We start from the raw sequence: 22,061 nt of genomic DNA, 5'->3' as shown, positions 1-22,061 counted from the left end.
CGTTCCCTCCCGCATGCTAGCGTCACCCGCTCTATACCCAGATGCCGGCACCGATAATAAAAGCGAGGGCCTGGTCCACAGCCCATCGCAGCCAAAGCCCTCTGCAGGAAGTCCCAGTCATGCGTTTAGCTCATCTCACTATCCAATGGCGGATCACACTCCTGAGCGGACTGTGCCTGCTGGCTGTCGTCGGCGCGCTGGTAGGCACCTCGGTGTACCAGAACCAACAAAGTGCAAAATTGCTGAAGGAGCAGAGCAGTCACCTGCTCGGGCAAGCCGCCGTGGAGCGCTTGCAAGCCCAGGCCGCTGCCCATGGGCAACAGGTCGAACGCTTTTTCAACGAAACGGCGCTGTATAGCGAAGGGTTCGCGCAACAGGTTCTGCAACTGCGCGATCAAACGCTCAATGGACGCCTCACGGCTGGGCAATTGCGCGAAGCGCTGATCAGCGTGACCCGTCAGACATTGCTCAACCGCGAAAAAGTGCTCGGCCTGTACGTCATCCTTCTGCCTGACGCGTTGGCGGGCGCAGACGCTAATTTCGTCGGGCAACGTGCACTGGCGAGCAACGAAAAAGGTCGTTTTGCGCTGTATTGGTCACAGAGCCAGCCGGGACAATTGGTCCAGGATGTGCTCACCGAGGCGCAAATCTTCACCAACACAGCGCCCCCCGGCAGCGAACCGACAAACGTCTGGTACACCTGCCCTCAAGCTCAAAGGCGCACTTGCGTGGTGGAGCCCTACACCAGTGAGGTGGAAGGCCAGAAAGTCCTGATGAGCAGCATTTCTGTCCCTCTGATCGCCAACGGCAAGATCCTCGGCGTGGTCGGCATGGACATTGGCCTCGACACGCTGCAAAAGCTGGCTGCCGACCTCGGCCAGGACCTGTATCAAGGCAACAGCGAAGTGGCCATTGTGTCGGCCTCCGGCCAGGTGGCAGGACGCAGCGGCGAAGTCTCCGGGACCACCCTCGATATACGCCAGGCTCTGCAACCCGTGGCAGGCAATCCACTCTGGCAACTGGAGATCAAGGTTCCCCAAGCCCTGGTGCAGGCACCCGCCCGGCAAATGCAAAGCGAACTGGACGACAAAAGCCGCCAGGCCAACTGGCTCAACCTTTGCCTGGGGGTATTGGCCAGTTGCCTCGGCATGTTGCTGATCTGGCTGGCCGCCTACGGGGTGACACGCCCGCTGCTGAAGGTGGCAGGCCTGCTTGATGCCATCGTCGATGGCGATGGTGACCTTACCCAACGCCTGCCCGCCGGGCGACGCGACGAATTGGGCCAATTAGCCAATGGGTTCAACCGTTTTCTGGACAAGTTGCAGCCAATTATTCGCGACATTCAAACCGCCTCCCTGGATACCCGCAACAGCGCCAATACCTCGTCGGGGATTGCCCGGGAAGTCAGCGCAGGGATGCAACGCCAGTACCGCGAAGTGGAGCTGGCCGCGACCGCGCTGCACGAAATGAGTGCCAGTGCCCAGCAAGTGGCGCGCCATTCCCACGGTGCCGCCGACGCAGCGACAGCCGCCGAAAGCGCGAGCCGATCAGGTCAAGCGGTGTTCTCCATCGCCGAAAGCAGCATCGAAAGCCTCGATCAGCGTCTGGACACCACCCTTAAGCAAGTGCATGCCCTCGCCGATAGCAGCACCCAGATTGGCCAGGTGCTGGACGTCATCAGCACCATCGCGCAGCAGACCAACTTGCTGGCGTTGAATGCGGCCATCGAAGCGGCCAGAGCGGGCGAACAGGGGCGCGGCTTCGCGGTGGTAGCCGATGAAGTCAGGCACCTGGCCAGCAACACCCAGAGCTCGGTCGAACAGGTCCGCACGGTGATAGAAATGTTGCAGCAGTTGAGCCAGGAGGTGGTGCACAGTACCCAGCTGAGCCGCGAGCAAGCCGGCAACAGCGTGATCCAGGTGCAACAGACCCGTACGGCGCTGGAGAATATTTCCCAGGCCGTGGATGTGATCGAGCAGATGAATCAGCAGATCGCCAGCGCGGCGCTGGAGCAAAGCACGGTCGTGGAAGATATCAGCCATCGGGTCAGTGGCATTCGCAGCATCAGCGAAACACTGACCAAACGGATGAGCGATGCCTCAACGGCCAGTGACTCACTCCATGAAATGGCCAACCATCAACAGCAGCTTGTCGGCCATTTTCGAGTGTAAAGGGGCACGGCAGGCTACCTGCCGGTGCTGACGTCTTGACTGAGTTACAGTTGCCGGCTTTCGACCATCGTTCATCGAGCCCCCCCATGATCCCCCCACGTCGTTGGCTGATCCTGGCCATTATTTCCAGCGCATTGCTGCTGATCGTCATTGATATGACGGTGTTGTACACCGCCCTGCCGACACTGACCCGTGAGCTCGATGCCTCGGCCTCGCAAAAGCTCTGGATCATCAACATCTATGCATTGATCGCTGCCGGGCTGCTGTTGGGCATGGGCACACTCGGTGACCGCCTCGGGCACAAACGCCTGTTTATCGGCGGGCTGAGTGTGTTTGGCCTGTTCTCGCTGATCGCGGCCTTCTCGCCATCGGCCAGCGTATTGATCGGTGCCCGCGGCTTCCTGGCTGTCGGCGCGGCGATGATGATGCCGGCATGGCCGCCTCCATCGAGGAAGTGTCCTTTGAACTGGGCGGTGCTGTGGGTGTGACGCTGGCGGGCAGTCTGTCATCGGCGATTTATGCGTATTCGGCGGGCCTGATGATTCCGGCATGGCTGACCCTGAACCCCGCGACATTCGAGAGTCTCGACGACGCGTTGGTCGTCGCCGAGACGTTGTCACCCGAAGGCCGCGCGATGCTGAGCGCATTCGCCCGTGCGGCGTTCGATGCAGGCTTTGTTGCCGTGCTGGCAGCGTCGGCAGTCCTGCTGTTGATCGCCTCGCTGCTGGTCATGCTGAGCAGACAGGCGCAGCCGCGCGAGGTCGCAGACCTTCCTTGGTAAGCAACGCGCAGATTTGGTTGAAAAGTTCTGCGTGGGGCCTTAAAGCTTGTGGCTACCCAATGCCTGGTACCGCTGCGGCGACGCCTTGCGAAGTCGAGCCGCCAGGAACACGCCACCCAGCAGGGCCGCGGGAATGATCGCGCAGAGACTGTATGACAAGGCCAGGCTGGCGCCCGTCAGTACATCGAAGTGCACCACCGCGAGTACCAGGACCGCCAATAGGGCAATGCAAGAGAAACCGGGGAAAATCCGCCCGCGCCAGATCCCCACCTTGAGTTCGGGGTGACGCCGGAAAAAGAAGATTACCGCTGCGGACGTGAGCGCCATCAACAAAATCACGCACAGCGTGGCCAAGTTGGACAGCCAGGCAAACAGCTGCAGGATCGGATCGGCATCCATGGCGGCGAAAATCAGTACCACCACCGCCGAAATAAGGCTCTGCAACGCCGACCCCATATGAGGACTCTGGTGCACGCGATGGGTAGTACCCAAGCGGTGCGGCAACAGGCCGTCACGCCCAATCGCGTAGAAGTAACGGGCCGCGGCGTTATGAAACGCCAGCAGGCCGGCATAGATACTGACCATGAACAGCACCCGGATAATCTGAGTCAGCCAGGGGCCGACAAAGTGGTCGGACATGCCGTAGATAAACGTCGTCGGGTCCTGCAAGGACTGCAGCATCGGCACGATTTTGTCCGCACCCACGCCCACCACCATCGACCATACCGACAGTGCGTAGAAACCACCGATCAGCAACACCGAGCAGTAGGTGGCAATCGGGATAGTACGCTGCGGGTTCTTGGCCTCTTCGCCGTAAATAGTCGTCGCCTCGAAGCCGATAAATGCCGCGAAGCAGAACAGCAAGCCGATTGACGGTGTGCCGCTGAACACATGACCGCGATCAAACGCATCAAGGTTGATGCCGCTGTCGCCGCCGGATTTGAGGATGGAAAAATCCAGGATCAGGATCGCCAGGTACTCGGCGATCACCATCACCGACAGCAGCCGCGCCGACAGGTCAATCTTGCGATACCCCAGAATCGCAATGCTCGCCATCGCCATCAGCGAGTAAGACCACCACGGCAGCACCAGTGCGAACATGCTTTCCATGGTGCCACTGACCACCCCGCCGAACATGCCATACAACCCGACCTGAAGAATGTTATAGGCAAACATCGCCAACACCCCGGCCGCGCCGCCTGCCAGGCCACCCAAACCACGTGAGGTGAACGCATAAAAACCGCCGGCATTGGTCAGGTGCCGGGACATGGTGGTGTAACCCACCGAGAACGCGAGCAGCACCAGCAACGCCAGGATCAGCAACGCCGGCGTGCCGGCGCCATTGCCCAGCATGATGCCAATCGGGAAGCCACCGGCGATGACACTTAACGGGCTCGCCGCCGACACCACGAAGAAGATGATGAAACCAACACCCAGGGCACCACGCTTCAACTCCGTCGAACTGTTGATCGGGATAGATACGCTCATGTTCTTGACCTTATTGTATGAGGCAGTCGCTGTAGGATCGGTGCAGCAAGCCGTTCACCGTCACCGATAGAGCTTGTCGCTTTTATCGCACGCTGGATTCGATCCTATGCCTCACCGTGAACGCCCCGGTATCCCAAATCGGTAACCTGTTACGCCATCACCTGAACAGCGCCATCCGCCTGCCTGACCTCACTGCGAAGCGAGACGCGCCGTCAGTTCTGACGCCGCGCCGGTCACCAGGTCGCACAGATAGCCTTGCTGAAACGCACCGAACCGCTCACTGCGCCCCACCAGGGTCATGCTCCCTAGGACGCGCTGCTTTTCGTCGAAGATCGGCGCCGCGACGCCACTGCGTCCTGGGTGCAGCTCGCTTTCGCTGATGCAGTAGCCCTGCTTGCGGATGGCGAGCAGGCTCTTGATGAACGGCTTCCACTCCAGCCCCAGATGCTGCAATTCGGATGGGTTCACGTGCGCGTCGTAAACACGTCGGATTTGGCGCGGTAGCAGATAAGCCAGTACGACCCGGGAGGTCGCGCTGTGGAAAAGATCGATCGACCGCCCCCTGCCGCTACCGACCGGTCCAGCATCGGAGCCACGATGGATCAGCACGTTGACCACGGAGTCGCCATGCCACTCGCTGACCAGCGCGTCCAGGCCGGTGTCGACGACCAGGTTGTCGACCAGATCCCGGCTGCATGCCAACAACGGATCGTAGTTCGTCATCAGATGCTCCAGCGTGACGATTCGCGGGCCGAGCGCATAACCGCGCGGCAATCGCTTCAAAAAGCCCGCGTCGCCCAGTTCGCGCAGATAACGATAGGCGGTGGCGGACGTGTAGCCGAGCTCCCGGCAAATGATGTCCACATCGATGACCGGTTGTTCCGGGCGAAACAGGTCGAAGACCATGAGCAGACGGCGCAGGCTATTCATCTTTCTCTACATCCTTGTGAAGCCAACGGTCACCCCACACTGCTTTCAGCGGGCGGGTGTTCAGGCATGAGCGCAACCGGTGATGGCAGCGCGGGGGGTATGGGACGGCAACTCTGCGAACAGCTCCTGGTACTCCGCCGCAAAATGGCTGAGGTGAAAGAAGCCCCATTGGGCAGCGGCATCGCCGATCGAGAGATGCGACGCGCGGGTGGACATCAAGGTCCGGCGTACACCGTTGAGCCTCACAGAGCGCAAGTAATTCAGCGGCGTCGTCTCGGCAACCGAGCGAAAGCTGTTCTGCACGGTACGCCGACTGACCTGGAGTCGCTGGCACAACTCGATCACGCTGGGCACGTCGATCATCTCCGCGGTCGCCAGACGGTGGCATTTCTCGACAATGAAGCTGCGCGTGGAGCTTGCGGAGCGTTGTTGCTTGTCGCAAGCCGGGTCGGTCATGAGTTGCAGCAACTCGCCGAGCATCGCCTGTTCCAGCGCCAGCTCCCGCTCCCGATCTCGCGTGCTGTCGAGTTCTTCGTACACCAGGGCCTGGGAGAACATCGCCAGCAATCGGCGACGAGCGTCTGCAAAGCGCGGCGTGGAAACCCTGATCACCGGCTGACGCAGCAACAGGCTGACCTCCTTCGCCGAAGCCGTTTGCGCCAACGCCTGCTCGAACAATTCACGTTCGAAGGTGATGGACAGCAGCTCCATGCCCATCGGCATATGGAACATGAACTCCTCGCCACCGTGAAGAAAGAACAGGCTGCTATCGTCCGCCTCCCGTCCCTGCATCCGAATCGAACCCGGGGTGGTGATCGGCACGGCAAAGCACATCTTGCCTCGGGGAGCCACGCCGTGCTGCACGACACGCTGGTTGATCGGCTCGAGAAAGACGTGGACACCCGCCGTCGACAACTGCATCAGCGAACTCTCAGTCGAGCCTGCCGTTAGCTGACTGTAGTCCTGGTTCCACTCCTGGACGGTGGCCGCATGGACATGGACGTCTCTGAAATGGCTGATAGTCTGATTTTTCATGATGTCGAAAGCCTCTGCCAATATTCTTGTTTTTAGATCGCCTTCCTATGCGATATTCGCACATAGTGAGAATTTTGCACAATTCTTTATGAGATTTTAAATTCACTGGACAGTGCGCTCAGGGCGGTCCACTCATATGCCAATTCGGGCTACCGGCCATACACACACCACGGAGATGATCAGCACACTTAAATCGACATCCAGAGTGAACGTCATGAGTGAAGCCAAACTTGAATCCCTCCATTTCGCGGATGCCCCGCGAATTACCTCCAGCACACTTCCCGGCCCCAAAACCAGCGAGGCCCTGGCGTTGTCGGCGCGTACCGAGTCGATGGCGCGCGGCGGCGGACGCATGCCTGTGGCCATGGACCGCGCCTTCGGCGCGACCTTCAAAGACCCGGATGGCAACACCTACATCGATTTGTCCGCCGGCGTGGGCGTCAGCAGCGTAGGCCGCTGCCATCCGAAGGTGGTGCAGGCGATCCGCGAACAGTCCGAAGTGCTGATGCATGCCCTGGAGGTCAACAGCACCCGGCGCACCGAGCTGGCGGCCAAGCTCTCCGAGATCGCGCCCGACGGCTTGCGTGGCGACTGCATCACCTTCTTCACGCAAAGCGGCAGCGATGCGCTTGAAGCAGCCATCAAGTTCGCCAAACGCATCACCGGGAGGCACCAGATCATCGCCTTTCATGGAGGCTACCACGGCGTGTGGAACGCCTCGGGTTCCCTGACGACAGGTACGGCATACCGCAAGGGTTACGGAGCCCAAATGGGCGGGGTGATTCACGCCCCCTACCCTTACGCCTACCGTTTCCCTTTCGACACCACTCACAAAAGCGCCGAGCAGATCGCCGGCGAATATGTGGACTACCTGTTGAACACCCCCTACACCGCCGCCGATGACGTGGCTGCCGTGATTGTGGAACCGGTGCAGGGCGAAGGCGGCTACGTGCCTCCTTCACCAGAATTCCTGCAGCTTTTGCGCAAAGCATGCGACCGTAGCGGCACGCTGCTGATCGTCGATGAAGTGCAATCCGGCGCAGGGCGCACCGGCAAGATGTGGGCGGTCGAGCACTCGGGCGTGAAGCCGGACATGCTCACGTTCGGCAAAGGCATCGGCAGCGACCTGCCAATGGCGGGCCTGATCATGCGTTCGGACCTGGCGGCGGCGATTCCTGACGGATCGATGCCCAACACCTTTGCCGCCAACTCGTTGTCTGCGGCGGTTGCGCTGACCAACATCAGCATCCTGCAGGACCCGGAGCTCGATCTGCTCAACCGTGCGCACACCCTGGGGTTGGAGGCGCAGGAACGTATCCGTGGCTTCAACAGCCCGTTCGTCGCTGAAGTCCGCGGCCGCGGCCTGATGATCGGTATCGAACTGGTTGAAGACCCAGCCACCAAGGCTCCCCTGGCGCCCGAAAAAATCGGCCAGCTCATGGGCTACCTGCTGAACCACGGCGTGCTGATGATTCCCTGTGGTCGCTACAGCAACGTGATGCGAGTCATGCCGTCGCTGACGATCTCACGCTCGCTGTTCTTCAAGGCACTGGACATCTTCGGCGACGCCCTGGCTTCCCTTGAGGCATGACCCGACCACTGCACATCACTTATGGACCGCAAAATGACTGAGCACTTGAATCACTTCATCGAAGGCGCGTCCTTCGAAGCCTCCGACGGTCGTCGCATAAACCTCGTCAACCCCGTGACAGAACAGGTGTACGGCAGTTCCGCACAGGGCACGACTGAGGACGTGGACCGCGCAGTGGGGGCCGCACACCGCCAACTTGAGGGTGGCGCCTGGAGCCAGCTCGACGGCGCCCAGCGCGGTCGACTGCTATCTAAACTCGCTGACCTGGTTGAACGCGACAGCGAATTGCTGGCCGATCTGGACGCCAACGCCATCGGTCGCTCACCCATCGAACCGCGCCGGATGGACTTGCCCAACGCGATCGCCAACCTGCGTGCCGCTGCTGGCTGGGCCAACCAGCTGGAAGGGCGCACCATTCCCACCGGTGGCTACTTCGGCACCAAGACTCTTTCGTACACGGTACGCGAGCCCGTGGGTGTGGTCGGCGCCATCGTTCCCTGGAATTCGCCGTTGATGATCACCGTCTGGAAGCTCGCCGCGTTGTTGGCGGCAGGCTGCACCGTGGTCATCAAACCTTCGGAAGAGACGCCGCAGTCTGCCCTGCACCTGGCGGTGCTGGCTCAGGAAGCGGGCTTCCCTGACGGTGTGATCAACGTGGTCACCGGCTACGGCAATGAGGTGGGTCGCGCCTTGTGCGAACACCCGCTCGTTGCCAAGATCAGCTTCACCGGCAGCCCCGAGGCCGGACGCGAAATCCAGCGCACCGCCGGTGTGCTGTTCAAGCGCGTGGCATTGGAACTGGGCGGCAAAAGCCCCCAGATTGTCTTCGACGATGCCTCTTTCGAAGACGCGCTGCGCGGGTGTGCGCTCGGCCTGTTCGCCAACCAGGGCCAGGTCTGTGCGGCCGGCTCGCGCATCCTGGTGCACCGCAGCATCGCAGATCGCTTCGGCGCAGCGCTGGCCGATGCCGCAGAGGCAGTCAACGTGGGCGACCCTCGCCAGCCCGGTGTACAGATGGGACCGGTGGCCAAGAAAGCGCAATTCGATCGCGTTAACCGATACATCCAACTGGGAATAGACCAAGGCGCCTCGCTGCTGGCCGGTGGTGTATCGACGCCTGAACAGGGCTGGTTTGTCCGGCCGACGATCTTCACCAACGCGAACAACGCCATGGCGATCGCCCAAGACGAAATCTTCGGGCCCGTCGGCACGCTGATCACGTTCGACAGCGAAGAGGAAGCTATCGCACTGGCCAATGACTCCTCCTACGGCCTGGCGGCCACGGTCTGGACGACCGACCTGGTGCGAGCGCACCGCGTAGCCGCTGCGGTGAAGGCCGGTGCCGTGGGTATCAACTGCTGGAGTCCGCTGGACGCCAACCTGCCCTGGGGTGGCGTAAAGACCAGCGGTATCGGCCGTGAAGGCGGGTTTGCCGGCGCGGTGGCCTACACCGAGGAGAAAGTCATCACCGTGCTGCTACCTTCCTGAGCACGATCCCTGTCCTGACCGAATAACCCTCCGGCCCCTGTGCCGCGAGGGTTAGCGTTCAAAAGTGCATCCCTGATGCCGTTGATAATCAATGGAGAGACTGCGATGAACCCGATAGATCAACAAACAACCGATCGGTATCCGACGTCCCTGCGAATGTTGCACTGGGTGCGTGCCGCACTCATCGCAGGCCTCCTCTGGGCAGGCTGGCATATGACCGGTCTGAATGACGAAGTGGCGAGCAAGTACGAGCTCTATTACCCGTGGCACAAATCCTTTGGGCTGTTGGTGTTTCTGGTTGTCCTGACCCAGATCGCCCTGCGCTTTCGGACCCCCGTGCTTCCGCAGCCGCTGGAAACGCTGGCAAGTTATGAAAGGTTCCTGTCAAGGCTTACGCAGCGTGTCATGTATGCGCTCGTCGTGATCGTGCCGTTGATGGGTTACTCAATGTCGAGCACTTACACGATGAGCGACGGGGTGTTCTTTTTTGGGGTCAACCTGCCGGAGCTCCTTCCGAAAAATGACAATTGGTTCGTCGTCTTCCAATGGCTGCACAAAGTGCTCGCCTACACCCTGCTCGGACTGATCCTGTTGCATGTCGTAGGCGCCCTCAAACACCGGTTTTACGACCGGGACCCTCGAAACGACGTCCTGCGCCGCATGCTGTAACTTGATGAGGCGTGGGCGCAAGATGTCCACGCCTTCGTGGCTCTGACCTGAGGGGGCCCGGTACAGTCACTTGCGTACGGGGTTCTTGAAGTTTTCAGTTCTGTTGTGCTTACCTGCTATCAGTTTGGCCCAGGTCTGACGAGGTGAGCCCGCCATGCTGAAATCACTCGCAGTTATCGCCGTTGGTGCGTCACTTGGTGCCTGGTTGCGCTGGCTCCTGGGCATGAAGCTGAACGCCCTGTTCCCCACGATTCCCCCGGGCACGGTGGTCGCGAACATGGTCGGGGGCTACATCATTGGCCTGGCTATCGCGTTTTTGGCCGCCTCACCCACCTTGAGTCCTGAGTGGCGCCTGCTGATCATCACGGGTTTCTGCGGTGGGCTTACCACCTTTTCTACGTTTTCCGCCGAAACAGTTGCCCTGATCCAGGAAGGCAGACTGCTCTGGGCGCTCGGCTCAATTTCATTGCACGTCGTAGGCTCGTTGGTGATGACCGCTGCCGGGCTTTTGTCCTATCAAATCATTGGCATGCGATGAGGAGATGAAAATGAAAGGTTTTCTGGTGATTTTCTTCACTCAACAGAACCGCCGTTATCAGGGAAAGATGCTTGGCGAATGGATCGTCGATGTGGCCAAGGAGATGGGGCTGCGTGGTGCGACTCTCTCTACGGCTATCGAGGGTTTTGGACACACCGGTCGACTGCACTCTTCGCATTTTTTTGAACTCGCGGATCAGCCTACGGAGATTCGCATGGCTATCACCGAGGACGAATCCGAAAGGTTGCTCAAGAGGCTGGAGGCTGAGGAAATCTCTGTGTTCTACATAAAGACCCCAATCGAGATGGGCTTCGTCGGCAAAAAAACCACCTAGCCTGGCCCCTCCTCGATCGTCTGTTGCCTGGCGACCTCCCATCGGGAATGCGCCACCGCGGGTGGCGCCCCCGATCAAGATACCGGCAACAAACCTTCGTCGTTACGGCGTGAGCGGCGACTCAGAACGTCATCCACACGATGAACTGGAAGTAAGTGTTCGTTGATGCGCTCCCGCTCTGCAGACCACCGTCCCCGAGCCACTTTTCGGGCTTGTAGAAGCCGACCAGAGGCGAGAGTGTGACGTTATCCGTCACCATCCAATCCAGAAAAAGGTCGACCTCACGTGCAGCGAAGTCCTGCTCATGCGTACGGGAGAGCTGGTGGTAGTTGAAGGCCATTGCGTTAAGGGTCAATTTATCGGTCGGCTTGACTGAGAGGAGCACGTCGTTGATCGCCATGTTCGAGGTCACTGAACCTGCGTAATTGGCGGCGACTTCACCCTGGTATCGCTTGCGAAAACCTCCCTGGAACAGAAAGTCGTAACCTTCGGAATAGCGCGAATATCGATAGCTCACCGTCGGTTGCCATTGGGTGTCGGCAAAGGTGTAGCCCGCTTCGAAGAACATCGCCCGCTGTGAGCCCGAGCGTTTTTCCTGACGTGCGACCTCGAACGCAAAGTCGGCATTCTCGATCCCGGCATTGCCCTGCCCACGAATGCTGTAGACGTTCATACCCTTGCGCTCAAGCCGATCGCCAAAGGCATATCGCTCGTCAACATCCAGGCCGTGCACGTACGTCGAACCGATCGAGCCGACGGGCGTCGTGTAGTCGAGGGTGGCGGCAGCCACTTCGGTCTTCGACTGCCCGGGGTTATCGGATTTGAGCCATATCAGGCTACCGTGCAGGCCCTCCTGACCACCCAGTTTCAAGACTGCCGTATTCCCGAACGCCAACCGCGGGCCAAGGTAAAAGGCGCCACCGCGATTGAACCGGCCATCCCTTACGCCCTCGATAGGGCTGAAGGCCTTCCCGGGGGCGAACCCGTCGTCAGTGATCAGGAAGCCGTCCACCGTAACGAGCTGCCGGCCAAAAGAGAAATCAACGCCGTCCTTGCCCAGCGCAGGAATCAGGTCACCTGACTTCCAGCCCAGGTAGGCGTCTTCCACAGCCGTTCTTCTTTCATCCCCGACGGTGAGTCCTCCCGCGTCCCCATCGCCAAATGACCCCGTGCTGATCCAGCTGAGCCCGCCATAGACGGAACCGGCAGTGATCTTGTTTGTCGTGCCGTTGAGACCGTACTTGGCGTAGCCTTCTTGCCAGCGCATCCTGCCAGGCTCCCTCTCAGGGTCGCCAATGTAGTTTTTCTCGCTGCCGAACCAGCCAAACGCCGCCGACAGGTCGGCGTTCAGGACGGTTCCGCCATCGTCTTCGTTGTAGAGCTGGTAGGCGTGTACCTGCGGCTCAAATGTACAGAGTGCGACCAGCGAAAGTAATGGGGCGTAACTGAGGGTGCGCATGACGTCTCTCCTGTTTTTATATTTATGAGGCGAGCCATGAGTGTTCCGGCTTGGGTCGCGCAAGCGGTAACCCAAATCAGCACTTTCAAGGGGCTGGCCGCCCATCCCCTCGCGCGATACCTCCCCCGCTGCAAAACATCCTCAGCGCCTCGAATGGTTGCCGTTTTGGGCTACGGCCTCTGAGCGCACTCCCCCTATGCTGGGCCCATAAGAACCATAAGAACCGAGGCACCTGTCATGACCCCTTTGTCACCCTCCCCGCTGTTACGTCAGGGGCTTTGTCTTCTGACCCTCTTCGCCTGCAGTGCCCTGGCACCTGTTGCCAGTGCACACCATTCGTTCGCGCTTTTCGACCAGACCCAGACCGTCTCGATCAAGGGTGTCGTCGAGCGCTTTGCCTGGAGCAATCCTCACATCACGATTTACCTCGATACACCCGGCCCGCCGGCCCAGCGATTCAAGATCGAAACGGGCAGTGTCAACGCGTTACAGCGCACGGGCTGGACCGCTGAGTCGATCAAGGCCGGCGAGACTGCCGAGGTGTCCTTCAAACCGTTGAAAAACGGTGAGCCAGGAGGGCTGCTCGTGGAGATCAAGATCGGTGACGTCGTACTCACGGGCGGCGGATGAGAAATCCTTCCCTGGCTTCATGACGACCTAACCGACCGGACCAGACCAGCAGCGTGGAGACGTTTCAATGAAACCGACACGAACCTTGAACACGGCAATGATCGTCCTGGGCATCGCCCTCGTGACTGTCGCCGGGATGTGCAACGCCGCTACACCTTCCAAACCTCTAAGCGACAAACACAGCGTCAGCGCACGCCCCGACATCAGCGGCACCTGGGAACGAACCCCGGACGACTGGTTCGGTGAGAACCCCGACAACCCGGTGCACCCAGGCGGACCGATGGACCTGAAGGCGCCCTATGCCGACGAATACGTCGCGCTGAAGAAGAAACAAGCCGCTGCGAACGAGGCCGGAACGCCGTTGGCCACAACAAGTTCCAGATGCCTGCCCGAGGGAATGCCAACGTTGATGGCGGCGCTCTTCCCGATCCAGATCATTCACGACGACAAGCAAGTGATTGTCCTCGGTGAGTATCTCCAGCAGGTCCGCCGGATTCTCTTGAACGAAGCGATGCCTGCAAAAGAGACCCTGGACCCTAAATATCAAGGCCATTCACGCGGCCATTGGGAAGGCGACACGCTCGTCGTGGAAACACAACGGGTGCGAACGGACGTGAGTTTCTACGACGTTCCACACGGCAAGGACATGAAGATCACCGAACGCATCAGGCTGACGGCGCCGGATCACCTGGAGAACCAGGTCGTGATCGAGGACCCGCAGGTGCTCAAGACCCCGTATCGCTTCACGTTCGAGTACAAACGGTCCAACTACGCCATTCAAGAGTATGTCTGCGAGAACAATCAGATCGTGATCGATAAAGAGGGCAAGGCATCCCTCAGTCTCGAGTGAAGTCGCCATTAATCGCCATCGGAGCTGACCAAATGGAAAGACTGACAACCTTCAGCATCCTGCGGCCGACGCTGCAAAGCGCCCTGCTGTTGCTGATCCTCACGTCGAACACATTCGCAGAAGTGCCGCGCATGCCCACGGCCATCGCGGTGCCGCCCTCCGGCAAGCCACCGCTCTCGTCGGCGAAACGCCCGGGCACCGAATACAGCGACCTCGACAAGTACGGCTACATCGAGGAGGAGTTTTACCTGCAAGGCGTTGCCCCGGCCATTACCGCCTCGGGCAAAACCCTGTTGGAGGCGCCTTACACCACACGCATTCTGGTGCGCAAACCGGCTGACCCCGCGCGCTTCAATGGCACGGTCGTGATCGAGCCGTTCAGCTGGTTCGGCGAGCGCGCCGCGGGATGGATCCTGACCCGCGACTATTTGCTGCGTCGCGGCTACGCGTACGTCGGGTACACGCTGAATGTGAACAAGCCACCAGTCGATCCCAAGTTCATCTCGGACACCCCGGCTGCCGAGGCCGAGCAGATCGCTCAGTACGGACGGATCGTGAACTTCGAGTTCATGCGCCGCTTCGACTTTGCACGCTACGCGCCGCTGGGCACCTATTACGACCCGGAACACTTCACCCGCGGTGAAGCTCCCGATCCGTTTGCTCCACAGTCCCAGGGCATCGGGGCGCAACTGGCGTTGCTGCTGAAAACCAATGCAGCGCAAAGCCCGTTGGCCGGTCTCGATGTTCAACGCATCTACGTCAATAGCTGGGCCGTGACCGCGCAAGTCTGGATGGACTACCTCGACCAGGGCCGGCACCAGCAATGGCGTATGCCCGACGCAAGGCCGCTGATCGATGCCTACATGACCGGCCGCATGGCCTACGGAGAAGTGGGCGGCGACGTCATCCGGGTGCCGCGCCATACGCCCGATGGCGTGCCGTTCGTGACCGTCTACAGCCAGTCCGAACTGATGCACGACGTGATCGAAGGCATCAACCTGCCGCCGGACACCGACAGCCCGCAGATTCGCTATTACGAAGTGACCGGCATGCCGCACCTGCGGCTGGCCGACCTCGGTACGGAGCATACCGAAAAGCTCGCTGCCGACATCGGCAAGGGCGACGACCCACGGTGCCGGACGCTGTACGACGAACCGGCGGAGCTGGTCGTCTCGGCGCTCCTGGATCGCATGGACCAATGGGTGCGCCAAGGCAAACCCATGCCGAATGCTCCGCGGGTCGCCCGCGATGGCAAGACCGCCGCGCGCGACCCTGTTACCGGCAACCTGCAAGGGGGCGTACGCCCACCGTGGATCCAGGTGCCCAGTGCGACCTACCTCACGGATCAGGAGACCGGCTGCGGACTGATCTACGACACCAAGGTGCCTTACTCCAAGGACGTGCTTGACCAGCGTTATGGAAGCTTCAGCAACTACGAACAGAAATTCGAAGACGCCAAAGCCCTTTCGATAAAGGAAGGCTACCTACTGCCAGAAGATGCGGCGGGCCTGCGTTCGATCGCAACGCCTCAAGACTTCTAACCCATTGGGAAGAACAGCAAATGTCATCATCACTCATCATTGCCTGGATCTATGCGTCACCTTTGAGCACAGCCATCCGGGACATTCTCTGGATCATACCCACCGTCCAGAGCATTCATATCCTCGCTATCACAGTGCTCTTCGGCTCTGCGGTCATCTCCGATCTTCGGCTGGCGGGTGTGTTCGCCACGGACGAGCCCTTGCGTGGCGTCGTTCGCCGGTACTACCCGTGGATGCGCAATGCGCTCCTCGTCCTGCTCTTCACGGGGTTGATCATGATCATCGCCGAGCCTGATCGCGTACTCGTCAACTCGACCTTCTGGCTGAAGATGGCGCTGGTCGTGAGTGCGTTCACGCTGACCTTGCTTCTGCGGCGCCCCCTTCTGCGCCCTGCCGACGATGCACAACGTGATGGCAAGCCTCCTCTTGTCAAGGCGCTAGCCTGGCTGTCGATCGGCTTGTGGTGCGTCGTCATCATCTGTGGTCGCTGGATCGCCTACGCGATCTAAGCGTTTTCAACGAAAGCTCCCAGGTATTCGCCATGGACATTCAACCAACACTACAAGCCCTCCAGGACACCTCTGTCGCCACCTTCATCCGAGAGTCGGGCTCCGCTTTTCCAACCCTTGAATCGGTGCATGTGATCGGCATCGCCCTTGTGTTCGGGACCATCGCCGTCGTCGATTTGCGTCTGCTCGGCGTTGCCTCCCATCGCCGCAGCGCGCTACGGCTGATAAAAGATTTGCTGCCGTTCACCTGGGTCGCTTTCGTGGCTTGCGTGATCACCGGCCTGCTCATGTTCGCCGCCAATGCCACGACCTATGCCGAGAACACCGCGTTCTTGTGCAAGATGGGCGTGTTACTGCTGGCGGGGCTCAACATGGGGGTATTCCATTTGGGCGTCTTTCGCCGCATTGCCGAATGGGACACAACGCTAACGCCTCCCAGCCAGGCGCGTGTCGCAGGGTTCAGTTCGTTGGCATTGTGGGCGGGCGTGGTGTTCCTCGGCCGCTGGATCGCGTTTCTCTGATGGCTCGTCTATCGCCGCGTCGCGCATCCGGTGCAGATATGCCCAGCGATCACGCAAACAGCGCAATCAAGGTGGTGCGCCCGGTATCCGGCCGATGGGAATCGCTGGCGCTGTTGCTTGCGGCCCTGGCAGTCATCGCCAGCGTGGCAGGCTATATAACGCTGCGCCCCCAGAAAGTCGGCCCACCGATAACCTTGAGCTGGCAGGTGCGTTCCTTCGATGGCCTGGGTGCGGTCGATCAGGCGATTCACAGCGCTCTGCTGCCGGCCGGTGAAGAAATCATCTGGTTCAACAACGATACCGGCGGCTGGATCACGCTGGAGCGTGCGCAGAAAATCTTGCTGCCGCCCTTCTACCGTGACGCCTTCTGGAAGACCAATGGCGAGGTGCAGTGGCAATTGATTCTGCCTGGCACTCACCTGCCGCATGCCGCTTCCGGCGACGTGCACGCCGATGCGCCTGTCACCCCGCCGGACCAGACCGCCAACAAGGTGTCGCAAGCCACCCAGGGCCAGGGCGCTACGGTCTATTACGGCTCGGGCGGCCGCGCGCCGGGCCAGAGCGCCTACCTGCTCGTCATCGGTCACGCGCATGCCGGTGTCATGTGGGCCAACCAAGCGACGATCTGGGTCCACCGCGACCCGAACGCGCCCTACCCTGGCATCGTCAAGCCCGAATCGCTGGTCGGCGATGGCTGGCGCCAGGTCATCCCTTACAACGGTGCCAGCGAAGTCGAACGCGTAAAAGGAACCCAGCCATGACCGTTTCTACGAAACACCGCGCACTGTGGCGCCGATGCATCGCGCTATTGCTGCTGATACCCGCCATCGCACTCGCCAGCCCGGCTCCCTCTTCGGGCAAGAAGCTCAAGATCGGCGTCACACTGCATCCCTACTACAGCTTCGTGGCAAATATCGTTGGAGATCGGGCGGAAGTCGTTGCGCTCATCCCGGCGGAAGCGAATCCGCACAACTACCAGCCGCAGCCCGATGACATCACCCGCGCGATGAATATCGATGTTCTGGTCGTCAACGGCATCGGACACGATGAATGGGCCTTCCAGATCATCAAGGCCGCTGGCCGCGGGGCGACCCTGCCGATCATCCAGGCCAATGCCTCGGTTGCGCTCATTCCAATCGGCGGCGGCCAGGACGGCGTCAAGGTGGTCAATCCGCATACCTTCGTATCCACCACGGCAGCGATACAACAGGTCTTCGAGATCACTCGCCGGTTGGGGGAACTGGACCCGGACAACGCTGCAGCGTATCGACAAAACGCCCTGGCGTATGCCGCGCGTATCCGGGCGCTAAGGGCCGGCTTCATGACCCGTTTCGCCGCGCTGGATTTGTCTTCCTTCCGGTGCGCGACAACCCACGCTGGCTACGACTACATGATGCAAGAGTTCGGCCTGTTCGTGAGTGCGGTGATCGAGCCGCGTCACGGCGTCGCGCCGACTGCGCGCCAGTTGGCCAACACCATCGACGCGATCAAGAAGGCCAATGTGCGTGTGCTTTTTGCCGAGAAGAATTTCTCCCTCGACCTGGCCAAGCCTATCGAGGCAGCCACCGGCGTGAAGGTGTTCGCGCTGTCTCACATCACCGGTAATACCTACAGCCCGGACGAATTCGAGGTGGCGATGCGTGAAAACCTCGAGACCTTGGCCGAAGCCGTTGAGTTTACGCAGCGATGAACGCGATGAAGGAGGAACAAGCGATGCGCGGCCCCGCCATAGTGTTCGATAACGTCTCCCTGCAACTGGGAGGTACGCAAGTGCTCGACAAAGTGAGCTTCCGGGTAGAAGCCGGTGCGCTGCACTGCCTGGTAGGCCCGAACGGCGGCGGCAAGACTTCACTGGTGCGTGCGCTGCTGGGCCAGATGCCGCATTCAGGGACGGTCCGGTTCGAAGGCGAGGTCACGACACCCATGGGGTATGTCCCGCAATTGCCGGACTTCGACCGCAACGTGCCGATGACGGTCAACGACATCATGGCCCTTCTCGGTCAACGCAGGCCGGCCTTCCTGGGCTCAAGCCGATCTGCCAAGGCGGCCAATGCCCAAGCACTGGAGCGCACCGGCGTGGCCGGAATGGGCGCAAAACCTTTTGGCAGCCTGTCCGGTGGCCAGCGTCAGCGAGTGCTGCTGGCCCAGGCGATCAGCCCGGCGCCCTGGCTACTGATCCTTGACGAACCGACCGCCGGCATCGACGAACCGGGTGTGCGACTGGTGGAGGCGCTGGTGGCCGAGCTGAACGGCCGCGGCGTCACCATCCTCTGGATCAACCATGACCTGGAACAAGTCAGGCGCATCGCGCAATCGGTGACCGTTATCAACCGGCGGGTGCTGTTCCATGGTTCGCCCGACCAGGTCGCCTACCCTCTGGAGGCTACCCAATGAGTGCCCTGTACGAATTGATTCGCAACCAGCTCCAGGCGCTTGCCGCGAGTGGCATCCTGCCGCAACCGTTCGAGTACGAGTTCGTGATCAATGCGCTGCTCTGTGCAGTGCTCATCGGACCGCTACTGGGCGTGCTGGGCTCGATGGTGATGATCAAGCGCATGGCGTTCTTCAGTCAGGCCGTCGGTAATGCGGCGATGACCGGCGTTGCCATTGGCGTGCTGATCGGCGAGTCCTACACCTCCCCCTACTTCTCAATGTTCGGCTTTTGCCTGCTGTTCGCCCTGACGCTGAAGTACACGCAGCACCGCACCACGCTGGCCAATGACACGCTGATCGGCGTGTTCTTGTCCATCTCGCTGGCGGTCGGGGCCTCGTTGCTGCTGTTCGTGTCGGCGAAGATCAACACGCACGTAATGGAAAGCGTGCTGTTCGGTTCCATCCTGGCGGTCGACTACACCGACATGAACGTGCTGCTTGTGGTAACGGCGACGTGTGCTCTGCTCGGACTGCCGATGTACAACGGCATGCTGTTGGCCAGCCTAAATCCGAGCCTGGCACATGCTCGCGGCGTGCGCGTGCGAAGCGTCGAGTACCTGTTTGTCGTACTGGTCACCCTGGTGACGGTAGCCTGCCTGAAAATCATCGGCGCAGTACTCGTCGAAGCCCTTCTGCTCATACCGGCCGCGGCAGCACGCAACATCAGCCATTCGCTCCCGGGGCTGGTCGTGCGCGCCATCCTGATCGCGACTTTTTCCTGCGTGGTCGGCATCCTGGCCCCCATGCAATTCCACATCCCCGTACCGACAGGCGGCGCAATCGTGATCGCCGCCGCCCTGGTATTCGTCGTCACCACCGTCATCCGCGCTACCGGGGCCCGGTTCAGAGGTGCCAGCGTATGAAATGGCTTTGCATGTCACGTCGACCCTGGCTAGCGATGCTGCTACTGCTGCTGGGCAATCCGCTTTCTGCCTTCGCGGATACCGGCAGGCAGCAGGTGCTTGTCGCACTGCCGGCGGTGTATGCGCTCACCTCGACGCTCAGCGACGGCACGACCCTCAAGGTCGTCCGCCTTCCGGCAGACGCTGCCGTGCCCATGGAGAGCCAGGCCAACGCGCTATCGCGCCTGGAGCCCGCCGTGTTCCAGCAGGCCACCGCCGTGGTGACCCTGGGCAACCTCTGGCGCGCGGATCCGCTTTACACCACGGCACGTCGCCACAATCTGCGAATCGTCGAGATCGATGCCTCGCACTCATGGGACACCGTCAAGCCCGGAGTGGCCGTGGCCCGCGTGCCATCGAACGACGTTCCCTGGGTAACCGAACGCGACGTCGATGGCGGACTGTCGCCGTACGCCTGGCTCGGCCCCGTCAACGCCATGCGCATGTCGGCGATTATCGCTACCGACCTGGCACGCCTGTCTCCCCCCGATGCGCCTCGGATAGAGCGCAACCTCGCCGCACTCGAAGGCCGATTGCGCCAGCTCAAGGCCAACTACGGTGCCCGGCTGCTGGCAGTGCCGGATCTGCGCGTGCTGTCGCTGGCCAGTGAGTTCACCTACCTGTTCGGCGAGTTCGGGATTTTTGTCGACGGCTGGTTCGTCCGACAGGACATCGACTGGAGCGACGCCGACTGCACCGCACTGACCCGATACCTGCGCGAGCGTGACATCCACGTGGTGGTCCACAAGTGGGCACCGGACGCCAGGATTGCCAAGGCCATCGAGGACGGCGGCGCACGGTTGTTGATACTGGACGCCGGCAACCCGGGAATGCTCGCCGACGCGGCCAACGGGTACGAAGCACTCCTGAGTTCGAACCTGGATTCCTTACTGACGGCCTTCGCGCCACCTGGCCCCAATACGAGCGGCGATCACAAATCGCCGCTCCAATGATCAACCTCGACCGTGGAGATCGAAGACCTTATGAAACCCCTAGGCTCAGCACATCGGATACTGATCGCCGGCGCCCTGGTGTTCTGCCAGGCAGCCTTCGCTCATGGCCCCGTCTTCGACTGCTACATAGAGAGCGATGATCTGGTGAAGTGCGAGGCGGGTTACACCGACGGCAGCTCCGCCGCTGGCAGAAAGGTCCATGTCCAGGACACCAGCAACAAGGTGTTGCTCGAAGGAAACGTCGGCACCGACAACACCTACGCATTCCAGCCCCCAGCCGGGAAATACTCCGTTGTGTTCATGGGCGGAGACAACCATCAAGCCACGATTCAGTCATCCGACATTTCAAGGTGAAATCGACCATGCCGATCAAACGACGACTGCTCCAGGCACTTGCCGCCGTTACATTAGGTTGCCTGACAGGCGCTGCACAGGCCCATTTCCAGATGCTCTACGTCGAGGAAACGGCGCTGCCGCGTGCGGATAAACTGGAGTTCGCGCTGGTGTTCACGCATCCCTTCTCCGGCGGCCCCACCATGACCATGGATGAACCCCGCGCCTTTAGCCACATCAGCTCGCACGGCGGGGAAAAAATCGATCTTCGCCAATACTTGCGCCCTGTCCAGTGGCAGAGTCGCGATAACCAAACGACTGCCTATCGTGCGTCGATTCCGCGGGAGTTGGTTCGCTCACTGGGTGACCATATCTTCGTACTCGAGCCCGAGCCCTACCTGGAAACCGAGGAAGACGTCTACATCCAACAGTTCACCAAGCTGATCGTGAACGTGGGCGGAGTACCCGGCAACTGGGCAGAACCACAAGGGTTGCCGGTTGAGATCCAGCCACTGAACAAGCCTTATGCAAACTGGACAGGCGGAGTGTTCCGCGCCTTGGTGCTGGCCGATGGCAAGCCCGTTCCGTTTGCCGAAATCGAAATCGAATACATCAACCATTCCGTCGATATCGAGAAAAACGCCTTCGGCCAGCAAGACTATGTAACGGCACCTCAAGCTTCATTCAAGTCCCTGAGCACGTACACGGACGCCCAGGGTGTCGTGACCATCGGCCTGCCCCGGGCCGGCTGGTGGGGTATTGCAGCGCTCGACATCGGGACAACGAAAACCCACAAGGGCAAGCCCTTGTCGCAAGACGCGGTGCTGTGGGTGCAAGCCAGGGATATGAAATGAAAAGCGCATAAAGCAACCGCGCCTGATAGCCCTCACGGAAAGCGCCCCCCG

The 22,061-nt window shown here is 60.7% G+C and carries 23 protein-coding genes and 2 pseudogenes; 21 read left to right on the top strand and 4 right to left on the bottom strand.

The annotated features are described in order from the left end of the window. Window positions 1-41: 41 nt before the first annotated feature. From LOY28_RS30095 to LOY28_RS30080, 4 genes and pseudogenes are all read left to right on the top strand, one after another. Window positions 42-1,313, top strand: a pseudogene (locus tag LOY28_RS30095) (HAMP domain-containing protein); the annotation flags it as partial. A 102-nt stretch (window positions 1,314-1,415) separates the two neighbouring features. Continuing rightward, the gene (locus tag LOY28_RS30090) at window positions 1,416-2,171 is read left to right on the top strand and encodes a methyl-accepting chemotaxis protein (RefSeq protein ID WP_408981047.1); all 756 of its coding nucleotides are present in this window, start codon (window positions 1,416-1,418) and stop codon (window positions 2,169-2,171) included. 86 nt (window positions 2,172-2,257) lie between these two features. Then, a pseudogene (locus tag LOY28_RS30085) lies at window positions 2,258-2,605 on the top strand (MFS transporter); the annotation flags it as partial. Continuing rightward, entirely contained in the window at window positions 2,605-2,952 is a 348-nt protein-coding gene (locus tag LOY28_RS30080; RefSeq protein WP_258613892.1) for a hypothetical protein, read from the top strand. The pseudogene LOY28_RS30085 and the gene LOY28_RS30080, both read left to right, overlap by 1 nt. A 39-nt stretch (window positions 2,953-2,991) precedes the next feature. Here LOY28_RS30080 and LOY28_RS12045 read toward each other — a convergent pair whose 3' ends face one another. The 3 genes from LOY28_RS12045 to LOY28_RS12035 all read right to left on the bottom strand — a co-directional run bounded on the left by LOY28_RS12045 (window position 2,992) and on the right by LOY28_RS12035 (window position 6,405). Then, window positions 2,992-4,440: an APC family permease gene (locus tag LOY28_RS12045; RefSeq protein ID WP_018927847.1), complete on the bottom strand. Its 1,449-nt coding sequence runs from the start codon at window positions 4,438-4,440 to the stop codon at window positions 2,992-2,994. Between the two features lie 189 nt (window positions 4,441-4,629). Continuing rightward, complete coding sequence (locus LOY28_RS12040; protein ID WP_018927846.1) at window positions 4,630-5,370, bottom strand: IclR family transcriptional regulator; 741 nt, start codon at window positions 5,368-5,370, stop codon at window positions 4,630-4,632. A 60-nt stretch (window positions 5,371-5,430) separates the two neighbouring features. After that, window positions 5,431-6,405 (bottom strand): helix-turn-helix domain-containing protein, encoded by a 975-nt coding sequence (locus tag LOY28_RS12035; protein ID WP_258613891.1) that lies wholly within the window; start codon window positions 6,403-6,405, stop codon window positions 5,431-5,433. 214 nt (window positions 6,406-6,619) lie between these two features. Between LOY28_RS12035 and LOY28_RS12030 the strand changes: the two genes are divergently transcribed. The 5 genes from LOY28_RS12030 (at window position 6,620) to LOY28_RS12010 (ending at window position 11,025) form a co-directional block, all read left to right on the top strand. After that, window positions 6,620-7,996 (top strand): aspartate aminotransferase family protein, encoded by a 1,377-nt coding sequence (locus tag LOY28_RS12030; protein ID WP_018927844.1) that lies wholly within the window; start codon window positions 6,620-6,622, stop codon window positions 7,994-7,996. A gap of 33 nt (window positions 7,997-8,029) precedes the next feature. Next, the gene (locus LOY28_RS12025; protein ID WP_026286552.1) at window positions 8,030-9,484 is read left to right on the top strand and encodes an aldehyde dehydrogenase; all 1,455 of its coding nucleotides are present in this window, start codon (window positions 8,030-8,032) and stop codon (window positions 9,482-9,484) included. 105 nt (window positions 9,485-9,589) lie between these two features. Then, on the top strand, window positions 9,590-10,153 hold the full coding sequence (locus LOY28_RS12020; protein ID WP_018927842.1) for a cytochrome b: 564 nt from the start codon (window positions 9,590-9,592) through the stop codon (window positions 10,151-10,153). Window positions 10,154-10,307: 154 nt separating this feature from the next. Further along, complete coding sequence (crcB, locus tag LOY28_RS12015) at window positions 10,308-10,691, top strand: fluoride efflux transporter CrcB (RefSeq protein ID WP_064617293.1); 384 nt, start codon at window positions 10,308-10,310, stop codon at window positions 10,689-10,691. 10 nt (window positions 10,692-10,701) lie between these two features. After that, the gene (locus LOY28_RS12010; RefSeq protein ID WP_019578582.1) at window positions 10,702-11,025 is read left to right on the top strand and encodes a DUF190 domain-containing protein; all 324 of its coding nucleotides are present in this window, start codon (window positions 10,702-10,704) and stop codon (window positions 11,023-11,025) included. Window positions 11,026-11,146: 121 nt separating this feature from the next. Here the strand turns inward: LOY28_RS12010 and LOY28_RS12005 are convergent, their stop codons facing one another. Next, a complete protein-coding gene (locus LOY28_RS12005; protein ID WP_019649036.1) occupies window positions 11,147-12,484 on the bottom strand; it encodes a hypothetical protein in 1,338 nt (445 codons plus the stop codon). Between the two features lie 237 nt (window positions 12,485-12,721). Here LOY28_RS12005 and LOY28_RS12000 point away from each other — a divergent pair, with 237 nt between their 5' ends. From LOY28_RS12000 to LOY28_RS11945, 12 genes are all read left to right on the top strand, one after another. Then, window positions 12,722-13,114: a DUF6152 family protein gene (locus LOY28_RS12000; protein WP_019649037.1), complete on the top strand. Its 393-nt coding sequence runs from the start codon at window positions 12,722-12,724 to the stop codon at window positions 13,112-13,114. A gap of 67 nt (window positions 13,115-13,181) precedes the next feature. Further along, window positions 13,182-13,964 (top strand): hypothetical protein, encoded by a 783-nt coding sequence (locus tag LOY28_RS11995; RefSeq protein ID WP_019578579.1) that lies wholly within the window; start codon window positions 13,182-13,184, stop codon window positions 13,962-13,964. Between the two features lie 32 nt (window positions 13,965-13,996). Further along, window positions 13,997-15,505, top strand: coding sequence for an alpha/beta hydrolase domain-containing protein (locus LOY28_RS11990; RefSeq protein WP_019649039.1), 1,509 nt, complete (start codon window positions 13,997-13,999; stop codon window positions 15,503-15,505). 20 nt (window positions 15,506-15,525) lie between these two features. After that, a complete protein-coding gene (locus tag LOY28_RS11985; protein ID WP_018927835.1) occupies window positions 15,526-16,014 on the top strand; it encodes a DUF6644 family protein in 489 nt (162 codons plus the stop codon). 32 nt (window positions 16,015-16,046) lie between these two features. Beyond that, complete coding sequence (locus tag LOY28_RS11980; protein ID WP_018927834.1) at window positions 16,047-16,535, top strand: DUF6644 family protein; 489 nt, start codon at window positions 16,047-16,049, stop codon at window positions 16,533-16,535. Window positions 16,536-16,573: 38 nt separating this feature from the next. Then, entirely contained in the window at window positions 16,574-17,296 is a 723-nt protein-coding gene (locus LOY28_RS11975; RefSeq protein WP_018927833.1) for a DUF6162 family protein, read from the top strand. After that, window positions 17,293-18,225, top strand: a complete 933-nt coding sequence (locus LOY28_RS11970) for a metal ABC transporter solute-binding protein, Zn/Mn family (protein ID WP_018927832.1) — start codon at window positions 17,293-17,295, stop codon at window positions 18,223-18,225. Before LOY28_RS11975 ends, LOY28_RS11970 begins: the two co-directional genes overlap by 4 nt. Further along, window positions 18,222-18,929: a metal ABC transporter ATP-binding protein gene (locus tag LOY28_RS11965; protein WP_064617283.1), complete on the top strand. Its 708-nt coding sequence runs from the start codon at window positions 18,222-18,224 to the stop codon at window positions 18,927-18,929. Before LOY28_RS11970 ends, LOY28_RS11965 begins: the two co-directional genes overlap by 4 nt. Continuing rightward, window positions 18,926-19,831, top strand: a complete 906-nt coding sequence (locus LOY28_RS11960) for a metal ABC transporter permease (protein ID WP_258613890.1) — start codon at window positions 18,926-18,928, stop codon at window positions 19,829-19,831. The genes LOY28_RS11965 and LOY28_RS11960 overlap by 4 nt, the downstream gene beginning before the upstream one ends. A gap of 194 nt (window positions 19,832-20,025) precedes the next feature. Further along, window positions 20,026-20,823: a metal ABC transporter solute-binding protein, Zn/Mn family gene (locus LOY28_RS11955; protein WP_258614442.1), complete on the top strand. Its 798-nt coding sequence runs from the start codon at window positions 20,026-20,028 to the stop codon at window positions 20,821-20,823. A 30-nt stretch (window positions 20,824-20,853) separates the two neighbouring features. Beyond that, window positions 20,854-21,177: a hypothetical protein gene (locus LOY28_RS11950; RefSeq protein ID WP_026331603.1), complete on the top strand. Its 324-nt coding sequence runs from the start codon at window positions 20,854-20,856 to the stop codon at window positions 21,175-21,177. 8 nt (window positions 21,178-21,185) lie between these two features. Continuing rightward, a complete protein-coding gene (locus LOY28_RS11945) occupies window positions 21,186-22,010 on the top strand; it encodes a DUF4198 domain-containing protein (protein WP_028940857.1) in 825 nt (274 codons plus the stop codon). Window positions 22,011-22,061: the final 51 nt, after the last annotated feature.

It is taken from the genome of Pseudomonas sp. B21-017 (assembly GCF_024749245.1).
Classification (GTDB): Bacteria; Pseudomonadota; Gammaproteobacteria; order Pseudomonadales; family Pseudomonadaceae; genus Aquipseudomonas.
The sequence above is the reverse complement of the archived record's forward strand: the minus strand, read 5'-3'. Positions and strand labels throughout refer to the sequence as shown.

Bases quoted from the DNA above. Each gene is read 5' to 3' on its own strand.
- LOY28_RS11960 (WP_258613890.1), top strand. From the start codon at position 18,926: ATGAGTGCCCTGTACGAATTGATTCGCAACCAGCTCCAGGCGCTTGCC.
- LOY28_RS12025 (WP_026286552.1), top strand. From the start codon at position 8,030: ATGACTGAGCACTTGAATCACTTCATCGAAGGCGCGTCCTTCGAAGCC.
- LOY28_RS11985 (WP_018927835.1), top strand. From the start codon at position 15,526: ATGTCATCATCACTCATCATTGCCTGGATCTATGCGTCACCTTTGAGC.
- LOY28_RS11950 (WP_026331603.1), top strand. From the start codon at position 20,854: ATGAAACCCCTAGGCTCAGCACATCGGATACTGATCGCCGGCGCCCTG.
- LOY28_RS12030 (WP_018927844.1), top strand. From the start codon at position 6,620: ATGAGTGAAGCCAAACTTGAATCCCTCCATTTCGCGGATGCCCCGCGA.
- LOY28_RS11955 (WP_258614442.1), top strand. From the start codon at position 20,026: ATGGAGAGCCAGGCCAACGCGCTATCGCGCCTGGAGCCCGCCGTGTTC.
- LOY28_RS11965 (WP_064617283.1), top strand. From the start codon at position 18,222: ATGAACGCGATGAAGGAGGAACAAGCGATGCGCGGCCCCGCCATAGTG.
- LOY28_RS12000 (WP_019649037.1), top strand. From the start codon at position 12,722: ATGACCCCTTTGTCACCCTCCCCGCTGTTACGTCAGGGGCTTTGTCTT.
- LOY28_RS12010 (WP_019578582.1), top strand. From the start codon at position 10,702: ATGAAAGGTTTTCTGGTGATTTTCTTCACTCAACAGAACCGCCGTTAT.
- LOY28_RS12040 (WP_018927846.1), bottom strand. From the start codon at position 5,370: ATGAATAGCCTGCGCCGTCTGCTCATGGTCTTCGACCTGTTTCGCCCG.
- LOY28_RS11995 (WP_019578579.1), top strand. From the start codon at position 13,182: ATGAAACCGACACGAACCTTGAACACGGCAATGATCGTCCTGGGCATC.
- LOY28_RS11970 (WP_018927832.1), top strand. From the start codon at position 17,293: ATGACCGTTTCTACGAAACACCGCGCACTGTGGCGCCGATGCATCGCG.
- LOY28_RS11945 (WP_028940857.1), top strand. From the start codon at position 21,186: ATGCCGATCAAACGACGACTGCTCCAGGCACTTGCCGCCGTTACATTA.
- LOY28_RS12035 (WP_258613891.1), bottom strand. From the start codon at position 6,405: ATGAAAAATCAGACTATCAGCCATTTCAGAGACGTCCATGTCCATGCG.
- LOY28_RS11990 (WP_019649039.1), top strand. From the start codon at position 13,997: ATGGAAAGACTGACAACCTTCAGCATCCTGCGGCCGACGCTGCAAAGC.
- LOY28_RS30090 (WP_408981047.1), top strand. From the start codon at position 1,416: ATGCAACGCCAGTACCGCGAAGTGGAGCTGGCCGCGACCGCGCTGCAC.
- LOY28_RS30080 (WP_258613892.1), top strand. From the start codon at position 2,605: ATGGCCGCCTCCATCGAGGAAGTGTCCTTTGAACTGGGCGGTGCTGTG.
- LOY28_RS12005 (WP_019649036.1), bottom strand. From the start codon at position 12,484: ATGCGCACCCTCAGTTACGCCCCATTACTTTCGCTGGTCGCACTCTGT.
- LOY28_RS12020 (WP_018927842.1), top strand. From the start codon at position 9,590: ATGAACCCGATAGATCAACAAACAACCGATCGGTATCCGACGTCCCTG.
- LOY28_RS11980 (WP_018927834.1), top strand. From the start codon at position 16,047: ATGGACATTCAACCAACACTACAAGCCCTCCAGGACACCTCTGTCGCC.
- LOY28_RS11975 (WP_018927833.1), top strand. From the start codon at position 16,574: ATGCCCAGCGATCACGCAAACAGCGCAATCAAGGTGGTGCGCCCGGTA.
- LOY28_RS12045 (WP_018927847.1), bottom strand. From the start codon at position 4,440: ATGAGCGTATCTATCCCGATCAACAGTTCGACGGAGTTGAAGCGTGGT.
- crcB (WP_064617293.1), top strand. From the start codon at position 10,308: ATGCTGAAATCACTCGCAGTTATCGCCGTTGGTGCGTCACTTGGTGCC.